This window comes from Novosphingobium sp., from assembly GCF_049240505.1.
GTDB lineage: Bacteria > Pseudomonadota > Alphaproteobacteria > Sphingomonadales > Sphingomonadaceae > Novosphingobium.
On the sequence record NZ_JBMLSM010000001.1, the window covers coordinates 1 to 16,990 of the forward strand.

At 62.6% G+C, this 16,990-nt stretch carries 13 protein-coding genes and 1 pseudogene; 5 read left to right on the top strand and 9 right to left on the bottom strand.

Annotated elements, in window-relative coordinates:
- A pseudogene (locus ACOVQ0_RS00005) lies at positions 1-215 on the top strand (mannitol dehydrogenase family protein); the annotation flags it as partial.
- Positions 216-227: 12 nt separating this feature from the next.
- On the opposite strand, the gene ACOVQ0_RS00010 reads toward ACOVQ0_RS00005, so the two are convergent.
- The 3 genes from ACOVQ0_RS00010 to ACOVQ0_RS00020 are packed head-to-tail and all read right to left on the bottom strand — an operon-like array spanning position 228 to position 4,084.
- Positions 228-2,555, bottom strand: coding sequence for a molybdopterin cofactor-binding domain-containing protein (locus tag ACOVQ0_RS00010; RefSeq protein ID WP_421878372.1), 2,328 nt, complete (start codon positions 2,553-2,555; stop codon positions 228-230).
- Positions 2,552-3,070: a (2Fe-2S)-binding protein gene (locus ACOVQ0_RS00015; protein WP_421878375.1), complete on the bottom strand. Its 519-nt coding sequence runs from the start codon at positions 3,068-3,070 to the stop codon at positions 2,552-2,554. The genes ACOVQ0_RS00010 and ACOVQ0_RS00015 overlap by 4 nt, the downstream gene beginning before the upstream one ends.
- A gap of 15 nt (positions 3,071-3,085) precedes the next feature.
- Entirely contained in the window at positions 3,086-4,084 is a 999-nt protein-coding gene (locus tag ACOVQ0_RS00020; protein ID WP_421878378.1) for an aldo/keto reductase, read from the bottom strand.
- Between the two features lie 113 nt (positions 4,085-4,197).
- On the opposite strand from ACOVQ0_RS00020, the gene ACOVQ0_RS00025 reads away from it, so the two are divergent.
- The gene (locus ACOVQ0_RS00025; protein ID WP_421878459.1) at positions 4,198-5,103 is read left to right on the top strand and encodes a LysR family transcriptional regulator; all 906 of its coding nucleotides are present in this window, start codon (positions 4,198-4,200) and stop codon (positions 5,101-5,103) included.
- Between the two features lie 7 nt (positions 5,104-5,110).
- Here ACOVQ0_RS00025 and ACOVQ0_RS00030 read toward each other — a convergent pair whose 3' ends face one another.
- The gene (locus ACOVQ0_RS00030) at positions 5,111-5,620 is read right to left on the bottom strand and encodes a hypothetical protein (RefSeq protein WP_421878382.1); all 510 of its coding nucleotides are present in this window, start codon (positions 5,618-5,620) and stop codon (positions 5,111-5,113) included.
- Between the two features lie 141 nt (positions 5,621-5,761).
- Here ACOVQ0_RS00030 and ACOVQ0_RS00035 point away from each other — a divergent pair, with 141 nt between their 5' ends.
- Both ACOVQ0_RS00035 and ACOVQ0_RS00040 read left to right on the top strand, forming a co-directional pair.
- The gene (locus ACOVQ0_RS00035; protein WP_421878385.1) at positions 5,762-7,186 is read left to right on the top strand and encodes a hypothetical protein; all 1,425 of its coding nucleotides are present in this window, start codon (positions 5,762-5,764) and stop codon (positions 7,184-7,186) included.
- Positions 7,183-7,827 carry a hypothetical protein gene (locus ACOVQ0_RS00040; RefSeq protein WP_421878389.1) on the top strand — a complete coding sequence of 215 codons (645 nt, stop codon included), beginning with the start codon at positions 7,183-7,185 and terminating at the stop codon, positions 7,825-7,827. The genes ACOVQ0_RS00035 and ACOVQ0_RS00040 overlap by 4 nt, the downstream gene beginning before the upstream one ends.
- Here ACOVQ0_RS00040 and ACOVQ0_RS00045 read toward each other — a convergent pair.
- The 5 genes from ACOVQ0_RS00045 to ACOVQ0_RS00065 form a co-directional block, all read right to left on the bottom strand.
- Positions 7,824-8,555, bottom strand: coding sequence for a DUF3142 domain-containing protein (locus ACOVQ0_RS00045; RefSeq protein WP_421878392.1), 732 nt, complete (start codon positions 8,553-8,555; stop codon positions 7,824-7,826). The two genes, ACOVQ0_RS00040 and ACOVQ0_RS00045, sit on opposite strands and share 4 nt — an antisense overlap.
- Positions 8,552-10,720: a hypothetical protein gene (locus ACOVQ0_RS00050; RefSeq protein ID WP_421878395.1), complete on the bottom strand. Its 2,169-nt coding sequence runs from the start codon at positions 10,718-10,720 to the stop codon at positions 8,552-8,554. The genes ACOVQ0_RS00045 and ACOVQ0_RS00050 overlap by 4 nt, the downstream gene beginning before the upstream one ends.
- A 71-nt stretch (positions 10,721-10,791) precedes the next feature.
- The gene (locus ACOVQ0_RS00055; RefSeq protein WP_421878398.1) at positions 10,792-12,048 is read right to left on the bottom strand and encodes a TolC family protein; all 1,257 of its coding nucleotides are present in this window, start codon (positions 12,046-12,048) and stop codon (positions 10,792-10,794) included.
- Complete coding sequence (locus ACOVQ0_RS00060; protein WP_421878400.1) at positions 12,045-15,119, bottom strand: efflux RND transporter permease subunit; 3,075 nt, start codon at positions 15,117-15,119, stop codon at positions 12,045-12,047. Before ACOVQ0_RS00060 ends, ACOVQ0_RS00055 begins: the two co-directional genes overlap by 4 nt.
- A gap of 1 nt (position 15,120) precedes the next feature.
- Positions 15,121-16,224 (bottom strand): efflux RND transporter periplasmic adaptor subunit, encoded by a 1,104-nt coding sequence (locus ACOVQ0_RS00065; RefSeq protein ID WP_421878403.1) that lies wholly within the window; start codon positions 16,222-16,224, stop codon positions 15,121-15,123.
- A gap of 72 nt (positions 16,225-16,296) precedes the next feature.
- Here ACOVQ0_RS00065 and ACOVQ0_RS00070 point away from each other — a divergent pair, with 72 nt between their 5' ends.
- Positions 16,297-16,989 carry a winged helix-turn-helix domain-containing protein gene (locus ACOVQ0_RS00070; RefSeq protein ID WP_421878406.1) on the top strand — a complete coding sequence of 231 codons (693 nt, stop codon included), beginning with the start codon at positions 16,297-16,299 and terminating at the stop codon, positions 16,987-16,989.
- Position 16,990: the final 1 nt, after the last annotated feature.

The following is a 16,990-nucleotide window of genomic DNA, read 5'->3' on the forward strand; positions in this document are numbered from 1 at the left end:
CCCACAACGCACAACAAGGCCAAACCTGCCCCGCCATCCTCACCGCCATCACCGCATGGATACACCACCTCAACGGCCACAACGGGCCCGTCGATGATCTCCTGGCCCATAAACTCGCCGATATCGTCAAACAAAATCCCGAACCGGCACAGGCTATCGTTGCCATCTTCGGTAGCGACGGCCCGCTGGGCGGAATTTGGACGCCGAACGGTTGATTGACGAAAATTCTAGATCAGCGCCTGACGGACATATTCCGGGCGCAGCGGCAAACGGCGGACCGGTCTGCCGGTTGCGTCGATCACGGCGGCGGCAATCGCCGGTGAGGCGAGCGCGTTGGCGCTTTCCGAACCCTGACCATAGTTGCCGACGCCCGGATTGTCGGTGATCACCACCTTGAGGTCGGGCATCTCGGCCATCGTCAGGATCGGATAGCCGGTCCAGTCGGTTGCGGTGATGGCACCCTTGTCGAAGGGCAATTCCTCGTGCAGCGCCTGGCTTACGCCCATCAGGCACCCGGCCTGAATCTGCCGACGCAGTTGCAGCGGGTTGATGACGATGCCGACATCGGCCACCATCGTCATGCGCTCTACCTTCACTTCACCGCTTTCGGGAATGACCGAAACGTGCGCCGCACAGGCCCAATAGCCGTTATCGCGCAGCATGATCGAAACGCCCTGTCCTTTTACCGCATCGCTGCCGCTACTGCGGGCCTTGGGTGAAGGGGAGGGGCGGGTTTCCCAGCCGGATTCACTGCGCAGCCTTTCCAGGATCGCCTTGAAGCGCGGGTCGTCGACATGATCGAGCCGGAATTGCAGCGCATCCTTGCCCGCCAGCATCGCCGCTTCGCTGATCGCGATTTCGCGCGGGCAATTCTGCTGGAACTGGATCGGCGTGCGCATCGAATGGCTGCGCAGACCGGCGGCGTGGGGCGATTGCTTCTGCCCGATGTGCAGGCATCCCTGACTGGCTTCGCGCACCGCAGGAACCGTGCCGTAAACCCATGCGTCAGCCATATTCAGAAGACTGTTCTGGAAGGCATATGTGCTGGTGGCCGATGGCGCTTCGATCACCGGCTTTCCGGCGAGCAGTGCACCAATCAGGCGATCATCCTGCATTCCGGGCCCGCGATGCGTGGCCTCATAGGCAGCGATCTTGCCCTTGTCGTCAAGCGCGATGCGGATATCGGCCGCCATTGGCGAGGATTGCGCTGACCATTGCATGTCATCAGCGCGCATCCATTGCACCCGCACCGGACGGCCCAGTTCGCGCGACAGCAGGACCGCTTCGTCCTCGCTCCCGGCGCTGCCACCGTTCGACCGACCATAGTGGCCTGAACCGGGATAAGTCCGCACCACAACCTTGTCTTCGCCCGCGCCGATCATCAGTGCGATCATGCGGCGCAAATGCTGCGCGTTCTGGCTGTGCGTGTGCAGCGTGACCGAGCCATCGGGGCGATAATCGGCAAGGCTGACCATCGGGCTGATCGGCGCGTGTTTCTGGAACGGCATTGCATAGCTGGCGCTGTGTTCGCTTGCGGCCTTTGCTGCTGTCGGATCCCCCTTGTTCGCGCGGCCATCGCGCAGTGGAAAGGCATCATCCTTGGCCGAAGCGCGGATATGGTCTGCCAGCGCTTCATGCCCCGGAAGACCTTTCCACGCGGACCATTTGGTGTCGCCTGCCACCGCTTGCGCTGCCTGCACGGCTTCCCATTCATCGGCTGAAACAACAGCCAGCAGATTGCCCAGCCGCACCACGCGCGCGGCGGGGAATTGCGCCGCATCCAGCTTGCCCGGCGTGACCAGCGTGGAGCCGAGCGTTTCGGGATGGATGACACGGGCGTGCAACATGCCCGGCAGCTTCACATCGCCGACCCACACTGTCTTGCCGGTCATCTTCGGTTCGATCGACGGATTGGTGATCGGCTTGCCAATGATCGTATAATCCTTGACCGGCTTGAATGGCGGTTCGGCATCCACGCGCAGCCCCATCGGCATCGTGAGATCGCCTGAGAGGGGGATGACGAGTTGCAGGGCTTCGCCCCGCACCAGTTCACCATAGGTGATCGATTTGCCCGCGCCGGAGATCACGCCATCGGCCACGCCAAGCGCGGCGCGGTTCACGCCAAGCCGCCGCGCGCCGAGTTCAAGCGCAGCCTCGCGCATCAGCGCGGCGACTTTGCGCAGGTTTTGGCCATAGCGCAGCAGGCCGAATGTGCCGCCGCCATCGGGGGTGCGGTCGGTATCGCCCGAGATCACATCGGTCATCGCGGCGATCGGCACGCAGAGTTCTTCGGCCACGATCTGGCGATAGGCTGTGTAGATCGTGCTCTGCCCGAAATCGCATTTGCCGGTGCGCAGCAGCACGGTGTTGTCGGCGCGAATCTCGATCCAGCCATTCACCGTTGCGGCGCTGTTTGCAGCCTGCGCGTATCCCATCGGCAGTGCCAGCGCCGCAACCAGCGCACCACTGGCACCCAGAAAACCGCGACGGCTGACGCCGGTGAGCTTCGCGCCGTGGATGGACATGTCATAGACGGTGGTGTGGGGGGCGGTCATTTCGCGGCTCCCTGTGCCATGAGGCGGGCGGCACGATGCGCGCCTTCGAGGATCGCGGTGTAACTGCCACAGCGACACAAGTGCGGCGAAGGCCCCGAAGTGGTCAGCGCCTGCTTTATATCGTCGTCGCTGGGGCTGGCATTGGCTTCGAGCAGTTCGGTGACCTTGATCATCATGCCGAACTGGCAGATGCCGCACTGTGGCACCTGTTCGTCAACCCAGGCTTGTTGCACGGGATGCAGGCCGGTTGTTTCCGACATGCCTCGCTGTTTTGCCCAGCGCGCGGGAAGCCCGTCTGCCGTGGTCACCTCCTTGCCTTCGAGCGAACCCACCGGCGTCACGCAGGCGCGCACTTCCTCTCCATCAACCAGCACCGAGCAGGCCCCGCACTGGGCCAGCCCGCAGCCGAACTTGGGCGTCATCACATCAAGTTCACCGCGCAGCACATAGAGCAGCGGCGTATCGTCCGAGGCTTTCACCGCGCGTTCGACACCATTGACTTTCAGCCGGGCCATGATGTGATCCTCCAGTTACTTCTGCACCATCTGCAATGCTGCGGCGGGATAGCGTTCACCCATCACGCCGATGTTATCGACCGCTTGCGCAATGCGCTTCAGATCATCTGCCGAAAGGGTGATCGCTGCCGCAGCAGTGTTTTCGCGCATCCGGTGGGCTTTGGTGGTGCCGGGGATCGGCACGATGGACGGGCCTTGCGCCATGACCCACGCCAGGGCGATCTGGCCGGGCGTTGCCTGCTTTTCAGCTGCCACGTCCTGCAGCAAGCGCACCAGCGCCAGATTGTGATCGTAAGCGTCACCCTGAAAACGCGGGATCGCGGTGCGGATGTCGCCTTCGCCGAACTGCTTGCCCGCTTCGATGGTGCCGGTCAGAAAACCCTTGCCCAGTGGGCTGAACGGCACGAACCCGATGCCGAGTTCCTTACAGGTGGGCAGTACCTCTTTCTCGACATCGCGCGTCCATAGCGAATATTCGCTCTGCAGCGCGGCGACAGGATGCACCGCATGGGCGCGGCGGATCGTATCGACACCGGCTTCCGAAAGGCCGAAGTGCCGGACTTTGCCTTCACGGACAAGATCGCCAACCGTTCCGGCCACATCTTCGATCGGCACGGCAGGATCGACACGGTGCTGGTAGAACAGGTCAAGGCAATCGACGCCGAGCCGCTTGCACGAAGCTTCGGCAACCTTGCGGATCGTTTCCGGCCTGCTGTCCAGCCCCTTCATCGGCGGGGTTGCGCCCGGATCGATATCGAAGCCGAACTTTGTGGCGATGACCACTTTTCCGCGAAACGGCGCCAGTGCTTCGCCCAGCAGTTCTTCGTTGGTCCACGGGCCATAGACTTCGGCAGTGTCGAAGAATGTCACGCCCGCTTCTGCCGTCTGGCGCAGCAGCACGATTGCATCGGCACGCTCGATCGGGCTGGTGCGGTTGTAGCCGAAGCTCAATCCCATGCAGCCGAAGCCTATCGCGGAAACCTCAAGCGACGTGCCGAGTGTGCGTTTTTCCATGCGTCTTGTCCTGTCATCATGCCGCATCTTGCAGCCACGCATTATAGATACGCTGCTTGCATTGCTTCGATAAGCCAGGCAGTTCTGCATGAACTTATACCGGGAACTGATAAATCATGCGCGACGAACTCGGTGACCTCGCTATTCTGCTGGCGGTGGCAGAGGAGCGCAGCTTCACGCGCGCTGCGGTGCGGCTTGGCACATCGCAATCGGCGGTTAGCCAGGCAGTGCGGAGGCTTGAAGCGCACCTTGGCGTTGCCTTGCTGGCCCGCACCACGCGAAGCGTCAGTCCGACCGAGGCGGGCGAACTGCTATTGGCGACCTTGCGGCCTGCCTTGGGTGATATACGTGAAAGGCTGACCCAGCTTTCGAACATGCGCGAGCGGCCCGCCGGGCTTGTTCGCATTACCACCAGCAGGCACGCAGCCGATACCCTGCTGTGGCCTGCGGTCGACCGGGTGCTGGCCGACTACCCGGATATCGAGATCGAGCTTTCCATAGATGGTGCGCTGACCAACATTGTCGAGGATCGTTTCGATGCTGGTGTGCGGTTGGGCGAAAGTCTGGAAAAAGATATGATAGCTGTGCGCATCGGCCCTGATTTGCGCATGGCGGTGGTTGGTTCACCCGGATATTTCGCCCGGCATCCCGTGCCGAAAACACCGCGTGATCTGATCGCGCACCGCTGCATCAACTTGCGCATGGCCACGCGTGGCAACCTTTATGCGTGGGAGTTCGAGAAGGGCGATCAGACTCTCAACGTGCGTGTTGAAGGCAGTCTCGTCGTCAACGATTCCGCGATCGCACTTCGCGCCGCGCTCGCAGGACACGGGCTTGGCTGCACGGTCGAAGATCAGGCGCTGCTGGATCACATCGCTTCGGGCAGTCTGGTCCGGGTGCTGGCGGATTGGTGCCCGCCCTTTGCCGGGCATCACCTCTATTATCCCGACCGGCGAAACCCATCGCCCGCATTTCGTGTAGTCCTTGCCGAACTCCGCAAGAACGCCGCGCTTACTTGATATCTATTCAATCCAGCGCTGGGCCGAGATCGCCCACGGTGTTGCAGTCGGCATCGTCTCTTGCCGCTGCAGAAAGGTTCCTTTGTTCTTCGCTATGGCCGGGATTGAGCCGGTCAGCCGCAATGCCTTCTCTTCCAAGCAATTGGGTCATCGCGCGGTAGTATTCTGCGATGTCGGCGCATGTGTTCGATCCGCCGCCGGTCACCGCCCAGATCACACGCCAACCGCCGTCGTTTTTCAGAATGTATTCTCCGCCATCGTATTCCTGCCGCGCGGGTTCAACGGAGGCATAGGCGAAATCGGCGGTCTTTCCTTTCATCACGCGCAGATCGTGGACGATGAAGCGGATTTGCGAAGCCGCCGCAGGGCGAATGGCATCGAGTATCCGTTTGCGTTCGGGGGTGCCGGGTGCCGGTGTCCTGACTTTCTGCGGCGCGGCTTCTGCACGCGCAATGGCAGGAGACAGGATGGCTGAAAGGCCGAACGAAAACAGGAAAATCATCGCGATCTTGCGCATGAACCTTGCCATTCCGAACCGTTATGGAGGCGGCGGATTGCCGCCGTTTTGCCCAACGTCTACCCGCCGGTCATGAGGGCACGCAACCACTCGATACACCGCAATGGCGGGATGTCACTTTGTCTTGAAATTGTGGCGATCATGCTGACGGCCCTTGCGCCTGCAGCACCGGCATTCGCCGACCCTTGGGACGAAGCCGGACTCCTGCTCAGCCAGGTCACCGCAGCACGCGAAGGCGGCGATCTGGCAAAGGTCGTTTCCATCTATCAGCAGGCGGCTGAATTGCTTGCCCAGGGAAAAGAGCGGGACGAGCCGCTTGCCCTGATGATCCGGGCCGATCTTCAGCGCGATCTGGCCCGTGCAATGGCAGATGCACAGAGCGGAGATCCTTGTGCAGCCTTGGCGCAAGGCGAAAGGTTGCTCGAACAAGCGCACGATCTGACTGGCCCAGCCCAGGATGCGCAGCTTGCTGAAGGAATGGCGTTTGGTGCCGACCAGATCGCGCGCGAACAAAAGCGGCAGCGGTGCAAAAGCATCGCGTTACCCGTTGATCCCGGAATGCCGGATGCTGCCTTGGTTGGCCACTATTACCTGTCTGGCGTAATGGAAACCGGGTCCGAACTGCGGTTGAAGGCGGATGGGCGGTTCGATTGGTACATCAGCTATGGCGCGGTAGATCAAATGGCGGCAGGTCGGTGGGGCCGAAGCGGCAACAAGGTGACGCTTGTGCCCGATGAGCCTGCTGCTGACGCGCCGCTATTCCGGGCAGACCAACGCTTCGCATGGAACGAAGACGCCGAACGGCGAATGCGCGAACTGGCAGAGGACAAGGCTGCAGAAGCTGCTTCAGCGCTTTGCCCTTGGAATGTCGCCGCTGCCATGTCGGCTCCAATGCTTTTGCCGGAAGATCGCCCACCCGCAACCAAGGCAGATGTCGCGGCCGCGCAAAAGGCATTGGCGGCAGCTGAGTTGGCGCGTGATGCGGCAAGCAGCGCGGTGGCTGCTGCACTGGGCGCTGGTCCCATCGAAGCATCGGCCAGCGAACGCGCTACCGCGGCGATGGACATCTGGCACAATGCGCGTCAGGCGATGGAAGATGCATATCGTGCGGCCGATATGGCCGTGCCGGATATTGGCACTCCGGCCATGCCGCCTGCTTGCACGCCGCAACGTGCGGATTATCGCGCATCGATCCCTGAAAGCGAATGGCAGAAATCCGTAGCTGTAATCGTGGGTGACCCTGCAAGGGAATTGCGGCTTTCGCGGGTGGGTGTGGTTTTTATCTATGACGATGGCCATCGTGAAACTGGGCATACAAGCCGGGGCGGATGGGCCTTTGCACCCGCGCGAAAAGGGGCGGCAGTGAACACGCTTGTCTTGTCATTCCCCAAGCCGGTCGATCGTTCGCAAACGCTTTCCATTGCGCCGATGGTCCACGGTATCCAGACGATCATTGCCGACACCCGGCAGATTGAAGAGCCGCCATTTGCGCAAATGCGCCTTGATGTTCGTGATGGCGATTTGCTGCCCGAAGATATGCCGCGCGGGCGCTATTCGCGTAATTGAAGGGAGTTATCGTGCTGAAACGCTTTGCCTTTCTGACATTGGCAATCGCTTCTCCAGTGCTGGCGCAAGACGAGGACGAGAGCTTCGATCCTGCGTCGGTCAGCGTCACAGATGCGATCAACTGCCATCTGGATGCACCCACCTATAACGGCTTTGCCATCAGCATTTCGGGCGAAGACGGCGTTGCGGCGCAACTGGGCTGGGTAAAGATCGAAACCGACAATCGGTTCCTGCTGGAATACCGCTTACCTGAACCGATCGAAGTCACCGGCACATGGCAGACAGATCACATTGCCTTTTCGTCCAGCGGTATCCTTGCCGTGCTGGATGAACCCGATCCCGCCGTCATCGCCGATGTGGAAGGTATTGCCAACGAGATGGACGCCGAACCCCTTATCGCTGAAATCGTGGCATCGGGCGCAGCAACCCGGGCAGAAGTTGAGTCCGAGATCACTTTCCGCAAGTTCCTTGGCCAGCGTGTGCTGGTCGATGTTGTCGAACCAGCGGAAATGCCCGGTGGCTTCGGAACGCACACGGTGATTGCGCGATCAGTGTCCAATGCCACCAGCCATCCGGGCAAAACGCTCTACGGTTGCTCCTATCGCATCGAATTGCTCGATGCCCAGGGCAATTCGCTTTAACGTTTCGGCTTTGCCGGGTTGAGCAGAAAAACGACGTAGCCCCGGAAATTCGGTTGGCGTTCCAGCATGGGTGGCGCAGTCCACTCGCCACCCTCGACCAACGCCACGCGAAACGGGATGGGAAAGCGCTCCATCCTGGCGAAATACTGTTCGTAGCCCGGAATGGTGGAGCGATGCTGGTAGGTCTGCACTACCACCTCATCGACGGTCTGCGCCAGTCCGGCCAAAGCCTGCGGATCGCCATGCGCGCTCCAGTCCATCAGGCCGGTGATCGAAAGCTTCCACTGTTTCGGCAGGCGTTCGCGCACAGTGCGGAGGAACGCCGCATAGCCCTCAATACCGCGCGTGGCCGCATCGAAATCGATCTGAAGCCCGACAATGTCGTTGCCAGCAGTCTGCCACTTTTCAATATCGCCAAGGATCGCGGCATATGTGGCATCATTCCAATCGAGCCGCTCTGCACGCACCACCAACCATACCGACCGCCCCGGCAATTTCGGCACACCCATGCGCAGCCGTTCAAGCCGCGCCGGACCGTTGCGCCGAACTTCGCCGTCCAGAAGGTAGATCGTCTTCGCCACGCTATCAGGGCCAGGGCGCACCCCCGGCCAGACGTAGATCGCATCAAAACCAGCGGCTTTCACCCGTGGCGATTGCGCCTGCGGTTCAGCCTTGCACCCTGTGAGCAGCAGGGCACCGATCAGCAGCAATCCAGCCCGAAAACTCACCAGTAGTAGCGCAGGCTCTTGGCCCAGCGACTGTCAGGATAGCGCTGTTTGAGCTCGGTAAACCAAGCCTTGCGCGTGGATTGCGGCGCTTGGGCCGCGTCGATTTCTTCCATCGTGCGCGCCGGGCCACTACACCCGTTGTAGCCCGAGGGCGCATAGCACATCACGGCACGATAGAGCGCGTAGGCGCGCAATTCTGCGGCTGCGGCCTTGTTTGCGATAATCGCATCGTAGATCGCCCCGCGCGACAGCGCCTTGCCGGAAAAGCCGTCAGGTCCATTGCCCAGCGCCATCTCGTTGTCATCGGGGGTGAACAGCGAAAAGCTGTCAAAGCCGTTGAGCCGGTAGAAATCGCCAAGGCACAACCGTGCGCGGGAATCGTCGGGCGAGCGAGCGAGCGTGGTTGCCGTTTCTGCAATGGCGGGGCAGGGGAAGCCGTCGGACCAGCGGCCTTTGTGGAACAGCCCTGCCGGAACCGCCTCCTGCCGCGCAAAGTCCCATAGGCCGCCATCGACGTTGGCATTGGCGGGAACCAGAGCCACGTCACGGGCGAAATCGGCATAGGCGCCGCGCGTCAGCTCCTTGTAGAGCAGCGTAAAGCGCGCAACATCGCGTTCGTGCGCAGGGCGTGCCGCGTTGGCCGCGGAAGTGCGCAGGATCGCGGGGCTGGCTACTGTTTGCAAGAGCACTTCGCGGATCGTGGGATCGCCAATGGGTGAAGTAGGCGCAAAGATCTGGTCAATCCGCCGGTCGCGCTGCCAACGAACGGCAAGGCCCATTTCTGCCAGCGGGCGCTGATAGAGCGGATTTGCACCCGCCAGCAATTCACGCCAGAAACCGGCCTCGTTCGGATCGTGCAGCTTGCCCAAAGCCATGCCACGCAGTGTCTGGCGGCTGAAGGCCAGCGGCGTGAATCGAGGCTGGCGCGCCGCATCGGGCAGCAGCGCCAGAACCGCTTTCGCATCGCCGCCGCCATAGATCGCGTGGCTTGCCTCCAGCAGGCCATAGAGTTCGGCGTGGCGGCCAAACACACCTTTCTGCGCGGCCAGATCGCTGGCGGAAAGGCCGTTCGCGTCGTCACCAGTTGGACGCATCTGTTTGAGATCGGCCACGGCCAGTAACAGAGGTGTATTGCTCTGCGCTGCGATCAAGGCAGCGCCATCTTCGCGCTCCAGCAGCTTGTTGTCGATTTCCTCGGCCAGATCGGCGGCGGCCTCGCTTGAACCCGGCGTGTTGGCCAGCAGCGTCTCATAGCGGCGCACCAGCGTGGCCATATCGCCGCTCAGCCAAGTCACACGACGCTTCAAACCCTCGGCAGAGGCCGCGTAAAGTCCTTTCGGATAGGCTTTGAGGTAGTCGTCAATCGCGCCGCTTGCCATTGCCAGCGATGCCTTGTCGGCTTTGGTTGCGCCTTCAAAATCCCCCCACTCGTCCACGGCATTGGCAATGGCCATGCGCAGTCCGATGCGGATCGGCATATAGCCTGCCGTCTCCGCCACCCAAGGCGATTTGGCGCGGGTGAGAGCGGAAAAGCCTTGGCTCGCTCCGGCCCACTCGTTTTTGTGAAACGCATCTGCCGCTTTCAGATAGGCAAGGTATTCGCGCCCCGGCGTGCTGGTGATCGCGGCTTCGTTCCAGCTACCTTCGTTGCACCCTGTTTGCGCGCGCAGTGCGACCAGCGCGGATCGTTCGGCGGCAGGCAAACCCCTTTCCGCACCAAGCGCTGCAACGAAAGCGGGTGTGCCGTTTAGCGCAGGTTCGCATATCTGTTCATCGTATCTGGCCTGTTCCGCCTGTTCGGGTTGCGGCCAATATGCCTCGCGCAGGCCGCCCCACGACATGAATGTCTTGCCGAACTGCCGGTCCCACGGATCGGGTTTGCCGTTGGCGGGTGCATCGGGCATCGGGTGCAGGCTTTGCATCAGCAGCACCAGATTGATCCGGGTGTCGTTGCCGGGACTGATCATCGCGCGCCCAGCGCAATCATAGTCTGCCGCCGCAAGCTGCCAGCCCGGCGCGCAGGAACTGTCTGCGCAAGCCCACAGTGCGGTGCCCGCGCCAAGCGTGGACAGCGTAACCGCGCCTGTCACGGCCAGCAGCGGATGCTTGCGCATCCAGCCAACAAGGTTGCGCAACTGGGGAATCGAACGCTTGGTGTCAGTCATTCCGGAAGCCTGCGCACTCGCTAGCGCGCAGGCAATGACAAATGTCACCTTGATGGATCAGTCTGCCACAATCAGTCTGCAATCCACAGATTGTGGCTGTCGATCAACAGGCAGTTGATGGCCCGGTTCGCCTCGGCCCGCGCAAGGGCTTCGCTGCGAAACGCGGCATGGGTCAGGCGTTCTGCCAACAGCACATCGGACAGATCGATTGCGCCGAGCTGGTGCCCGCGCCGGGTCTTGGAAAGCGCCGCCATCTGCGCGTTCAACGCTTCTCGCGCCCGCTCCCACGCCTGCATTGCCGAATGCGCCCGCGTGACGTCGCGCGATGCCATTTCCTGCACGTCGAGCCGCACAGCCGCCAGTTCTGCCGCCGCTGCCTGCCCCTCAGCCTCCGCCATATCGGCAACGGCGCGCCGATTGCCACCGCCAATGGGCATGGACACCACCAGACCGGCCCCGCGTTCGCGTCCACCCTGTTCGCTGAACAGGCGCACGCCAATGCTGGGGTCGGCAATCCGGTCCTTGCGGGCGCGGTCTGCCACGGCCGTCATGCGCGCGCTTTCTGCCTTGGCTGCGCCGATTTCGTGGCTGCGCTCGATCACTTGCGCAGCCATCGTCTCGAATGTTTCGACCGGCAGCTTGGGCTGGGGCGGTTCCGGGGATTCGTCGGGCAGGGCAAGGCCAGGGAACCGCGCCATCAGCCGCGCGCGCGCCAGATCGGCTTTACCCCGCGATTGCGCCGCCGCGGTGCGCGCTTCGCCCAGCGCCGCTCCTGTCTGGTCCGCCTCAAGCGGGGCCATATCGCGCATTTCGACGCGCCGTTTGATCGAAGCCAGCGTCGCTTCGTAATTCGCCACGCCCTGAGCGTCCACGCGCGCTTCGGCGCTTGCGCCCAGCCAGTCCCACCACAGATCGTTGAGCAGGGTTGCCGCCTGATGCCGCGCATCTTCGGCACGGTTCTGCGCTGCGGTCACACCAAAGTCGCCAGCCTCGCGATCAAGCCTTCCCTTGCCGGGCAGGCGGATCGCATGGGTCAACGTGGCGTCGTATTCCGCCACATTGCCCAGACCCTGCACTGAACGACGCATGTGGCTGGCCTGAAAGTTGAACTCGTGCGGACCGGCGCGCAGGCCTCGCGCCTCGGCCTTGGCCGCTTCGACCCGCGCGTCGGCGGCCAGCACCGAAGGATGCGAAGCAATGGCTTCATGCACCGCAGGTTCCGGCGGCAATGCCGTCTGGGCGTGGGCAGTCTGGGCGAGGGCGGTCTGGGCAAGGGTGGGCGCAGCCACGCCGATCAGCAGCGCGACGAAAGATATCCGGCGGATCATGCGCCTTCTCCCGCGCTTTCGCCAAAGCGTTCGTAAAGGATCGGCAGCAGGATCAGTGTCAGCAGCGTTGCAGTTACCAGTCCGCCGATCACCACGATGGCCAACGGCTTCTGGATTTCTGAACCCGGCCCGCTGGCAAACAGAAGCGGCACCAGCCCGAAGGCAGCAATGCTGGCCGTCATCAACACAGGCCGCAACCTGCGTGCCGCGCCGACCCGCACGGCTTCGTGCAAGGGCATTCCGTTCTGTCGAAGCTGCCGGAAGTAGCTGACCATGACCAGTCCGTTGAGCACAGCGATGCCCAGCAGTGCGATGAAGCCGACCGAGGCCGGAACCGACAGATATTCCCCCGATACCGCCAGTGCCACCATGCCGCCCACCGCAGCGAAGGGAATGTTGACGAGGATCAGCGCCGATGCCCGCACCGATCGCAGCGTCAGATAGAGCACGACGAAGATCAGCAAAACGGCAATCGGCAGCACCACCATCAGCCGCGCCGATGCACGTTGCTGGTTCTCGAACTGCCCGCCCCATACGATGCGGTAGCCCTGCGGCAGTGGCACATTGGCGTTGATGTCGGCCTTGGCCTCTTCGACATAGCCCACCAGATCGCGGCCCGAAACGAAGGCCTGAACCAGCGCAAAGCGCGAGCCGTTCTCATGCTCCAGCTTCACTGGCCCTTCCACGCGGCGCACCTGCGCCACGTCGCTTGCCCGCACCAGTTGGCCTGCCGGGCTGCGATAGACCTGATCGGCAAAAGCCTGCGGGTCCATGCCTTCGCCACCGTTCCCTCGGATCACCACCGGCACGCGGCGCACGCCATCGGCCACAACGCCCGCGCGCACGCCTTCCACATTGGCGCGCATCATGTCCTGCAGCATGTCCACCGGCATTCCGGCGCGGCCCGCCGCGACCCGATCGATATCAAGCTGGAGGTAATCCACGCTGTCGTTGGCCACGGTGATGGCTTCGCTTGTGCCGTCGATCTTTTCCAGCCGCTTCTGGATTTGCCCGGCCAGCCGCGAAAGTTCCTTCAGGTCCGGCCCGAACAGCTTGATCGCCAGATCGCCGCGCGCGCCGGTCAGCATTTCGGAAACGCGCATTTCGATGGGCTGGGTAAAGCTTGGTTCTATTCCCGGAATGTCCTGCAATGCGATTCGGATTTGTTCGACCAGCCAGTCCTTGTCGGCCACGCGCCATTCGCTGCGTGGCTTCAGGCGCACGAAGCTGTCGGTTTCGTTAAGGCTCATCGGATCAAGGCCCAGTTCGTCGCTGCCGACGCGGGCGATCACGTCGGTCACCTCGGGCACCTTTTCCATGATCAGCCGCTGCACGCGCATGTCGCCAGCTACGCTGTGATCGATGTTGACGCTCGGCAGCTTGGCAAGCTGGACCAGCGTTGCACCTTCGTCCATCGTCGGCAGAAATGTCTTGCCGGTAAAGGTATAGGCCACCCCCGCCAACAGCAGCGATCCCCCGGCGATGAAGCTTACCGTGCGGCGGTTGCCGAAGGCCCATTCCAGTGCTCTGGCATAGGCAGGGGCGATCTTGCGCATCAGCCACGGTTCGCCATGCCCGTCCTGTTGGCGCAGGACAAAGTAGGCGAGCGCGGGCACGAACGTCAGCGAAAGCACCAGTGCCGAAAGCAGCGCCAGAACAATGGTCAGCGCCACCGGAGAGAACAGCTTGCCCTCAAGCCCTTCAAGCGTCAGCAGCGGCAGAAACACCAGCGCGATGATCAGCAGGCCTGACGCAACAGGAACTGCCACTTCCGATGCGGCCACGAACACAGCGTGAAGTTTCCCGCCCGAACGGTGCGTTGGGTCGGACAATCGCTCGACCACGTTCTCCACAACCACGACCGCGCCATCCACCAGAATGCCCACCGCGATGGCCAGTCCGCCAAGGCTCATCAGGTTCGCGGTCAGCCCGATCGATCGCATGAAGATGAAGGTCAGCAGCGCCGCCATCGGCAATGCAACAGCCACGATTACCGAAGCGCGCACATCGCCCAGGAACAACAGCAGCAGCACAACCACAAGGATCGTCGCTTCGATCAGCGCCTTTTCCACGGTGCCGACTGCATTGCCGATCAGATCGGACCGGTCATAGAACATATCCACGCTCATGCCCTTGGGCAGGCTCGGCTTGATCTCTTCCAGTCGCGCTTTCACGCCATCAACGACCTTCGAAGCATCCGCGCCGCGCAGCGCAATGACAAGGCCTTGCACCGCCTCGCCCTGACCGTTCTTGGTGACCGCGCCATAGCGGGTCAGGCTGCCCATGCCGACCGTGGCAACATCGCCTACGCGCAGCACAGTGCCTTCCTGCGTGCGGACGACGACCGAGGACAGATCTTCCAATGATGTGATCGCGCCCACAGCCCGCACGATCAGCGCTTCCTCGCCCTGCTTCAGGCGCCCTGCGCCATCGTTGCGGTTGCTGCTTTCGATAGCAGCGCGCAAGTCTTCCACGGTCAGGCCTGCAGCAGCAAGCGCAGCATTGTCTGGCCGCACTTCAAAGGTTTCAACAAAACCGCCCAGCGCGTTCACATCGGCCACGCCATGCACCGTGCGCAGCGCAGGCCGCACGATCCAGTCCAGCACGCGCCGCTTTTCAGGCAGGCTCTGCGGCCCTTCCAGCGTGAACATCACCATGTCGGAAAGCGGCGTGGAAATCGGAGCCATGCCGCCATCCACTGTGGCGGGCAGATCGCCCGAAACGTTGGAAAGCCGCTCTGCCACCTGGCTGCGCGCCCAATAGATGTCGGTGCCGTCCTTGAAGTCGATGGTGATATCCGCAATCGCGTATTTGGCTGCCGAACGCAGATTGGTCTGATCGGGAATGCCCAGCATTTCCATTTCGATCGGCGTGATCACCCGGCTTTCGACTTCTTCCGGCGTCATGCCGGGCGCCTTGAGGATGATCTTGACCTGTGTCGAACTGATGTCGGGAAAGGCATCGATGGGCAGGTTCACGAACGACCAGCCACCCCATGCCGCCAGAGCAAGGGCAAGGCCCAGCACGGCGATGCGGGCGGCCAGCGCCCTTTCGATCAGCTTTGACAGCATGCTATTCGCCGCCCAGCAGGACTTTGAGTTCGGAAAGGCCGCTGGTTGCCACGCGCTCGCCCACCTTGACGCCCGAAGCCAGCGTCACCCGTTCGGCACCGCGCCCGGCCACGGTCACTTCGCGCCGGGTAAATCCCTTGCCCGTCGCCACGAAGACAATATCCTTGCCACCGAGCTGCGTGATCGCTGCAGCGGGAACGCCCACGCCTGCCACCGCCCGGCCACCTTTGAGCAGGACTGAAACCGCCTTTCCGCTGACCAGCGCAGGCGATCCGTTGATCCGGGCCTTGGCCACCAGCGCGCGGGTTTCCTGATCGATCGACCCGCCCACTGATACGATCTGCCCTTCGATCGACGTATCGCCACCATCGGCCAGCGCAATGGCCATGCCGGGGCGGACTTCGCCTGCAAGCCGTTCGGGGATTTGCAGGTCGATCATGAAACTGGCGGTGTTTTCGATCACGAATGGTGCGGTCAGGCCATCCACCGGGCCGCCAGTCTGCACCGCCACGGCAGAAAGTTTGCCGGTGATCGGCGCACGCAGGGTCACTTCGCCACCTGCGCTCGCGCCGGATTGGCTCAAGATGCGGCGGTTCTCGCTGACGGCAACTTCGGCCTCGCGCAGCGCTGCGCGCGCCTCATCGGCACGTGCGCCCGCGATAATGCCTTCCTTGGCCAGTTGCCCTGTCCGCGCGGCATTGGCACGCGCTACGGCCAGTTGCGCTTCGCCCTTGGCCAGCGACGCGCCATATTGAACGGGTTCGATCGAGCGCACGATGGCCAGAGCCTGCCCCTTGGTCACCGCCTGACCGTTCACCACGAACAGCCGCAGCACCGTGCCGCCAAAGGGCGCAGTCACAGCTACGCGCGCTTCGGGGGGAAGGGTGATCACGCCGGGCACTGTGCCGAGTTCGGCGGAACTCGCTGCGCTTGCGGCTTCGGTGGTAATGCCCATGCGCTTGATCTGTTCGGGGCTGAGTTCTCCACCGGGCGCTTCCGATGCAGCCTCCTCACTTGCGGGAGCATCCTTGCTGGCCCACCAGCCAAGCCCGCCGAGAAGAACCGCCGCAAATGCCGCGCCGCCGATGATCGTGTTGCGTTTCATAGGTCGACACATCGCAAGCGAAGCTGACACAAGCCTGACAATCTGTCAGGGTCGCGTCAGCTTTGTGCGCCAATGATGGGCCGCAAACACGAAGAGAATTGCCGCAAGATGCGCCTGCTGCTGGTCGAAGACGATCCCGAACTGGGCCGACGCCTGTCAGAGCGTCTCGGCTCTGCAGGTATGGCTGTCGATTGGGTGCAGACTGCCGAAGCTGCGCGTGACTGGCCCGATCTGGCCGAAACGGCAGCGATCATTCTCGACCTTGGCTTGCCCGATGGTGACGGGCTTGACCTGTTGCGCCACTGGCGCGCTGCGGGAGAGATCGTGCCGATCCTCATCCTCACCGCGCGCGGCAACTGGCGCGACAAGGTGGAAGGCCTGAACAGCGGCGCTGACGATTTTCTGGTAAAGCCGGTCCGTTTCGAAGAACTGCTCGCCCGCCTTCATGCTCTGTGGCGGCGGGGCAGGGGGCAAAGCGCCAGCGCGGTGACAGCAGGCGATCTTGCGCTTGATCCGGTCGCCCGCACCGCCACGCGCGCAGGGCAACCGCTGGATCTCAGCCGCAAGGAATTTGCGCTGCTCCACCTTTTCCTGCGCCGCCCCGGCCATGTCATCCCGCAGGACGCCATCCTCGACCAGCTCTATGCGCTTGAGGCGGAGCGGGATCGCAACGCAGTGGAAGCGCACATCAGCCGTCTGCGTCGCAAGATCGGCCGCGATGCCATCCGCACCGTGCGCGGCCTTGGTTACAGGCTGGAGGTCTGAC

Excerpts from the sequence above, each read along its gene's own strand:
- ACOVQ0_RS00010 (WP_421878372.1), bottom strand. The coding sequence starts at position 2,555 with ATGACCGCCCCCCACACCACCGTCTATGACATGTCCATCCACGGCGCG.
- ACOVQ0_RS00015 (WP_421878375.1), bottom strand. The coding sequence starts at position 3,070 with ATGGCCCGGCTGAAAGTCAATGGTGTCGAACGCGCGGTGAAAGCCTCG.
- ACOVQ0_RS00020 (WP_421878378.1), bottom strand. The coding sequence starts at position 4,084 with ATGGAAAAACGCACACTCGGCACGTCGCTTGAGGTTTCCGCGATAGGC.
- ACOVQ0_RS00030 (WP_421878382.1), bottom strand. The coding sequence starts at position 5,620 with ATGCGCAAGATCGCGATGATTTTCCTGTTTTCGTTCGGCCTTTCAGCC.
- ACOVQ0_RS00035 (WP_421878385.1), top strand. The coding sequence starts at position 5,762 with ATGCTGACGGCCCTTGCGCCTGCAGCACCGGCATTCGCCGACCCTTGG.
- ACOVQ0_RS00050 (WP_421878395.1), bottom strand. The coding sequence starts at position 10,720 with ATGACTGACACCAAGCGTTCGATTCCCCAGTTGCGCAACCTTGTTGGC.
- ACOVQ0_RS00055 (WP_421878398.1), bottom strand. The coding sequence starts at position 12,048 with ATGATCCGCCGGATATCTTTCGTCGCGCTGCTGATCGGCGTGGCTGCG.
- ACOVQ0_RS00060 (WP_421878400.1), bottom strand. The coding sequence starts at position 15,119 with ATGCTGTCAAAGCTGATCGAAAGGGCGCTGGCCGCCCGCATCGCCGTG.
- ACOVQ0_RS00065 (WP_421878403.1), bottom strand. The coding sequence starts at position 16,224 with ATGAAACGCAACACGATCATCGGCGGCGCGGCATTTGCGGCGGTTCTT.
- ACOVQ0_RS00070 (WP_421878406.1), top strand. The coding sequence starts at position 16,297 with ATGATGGGCCGCAAACACGAAGAGAATTGCCGCAAGATGCGCCTGCTG.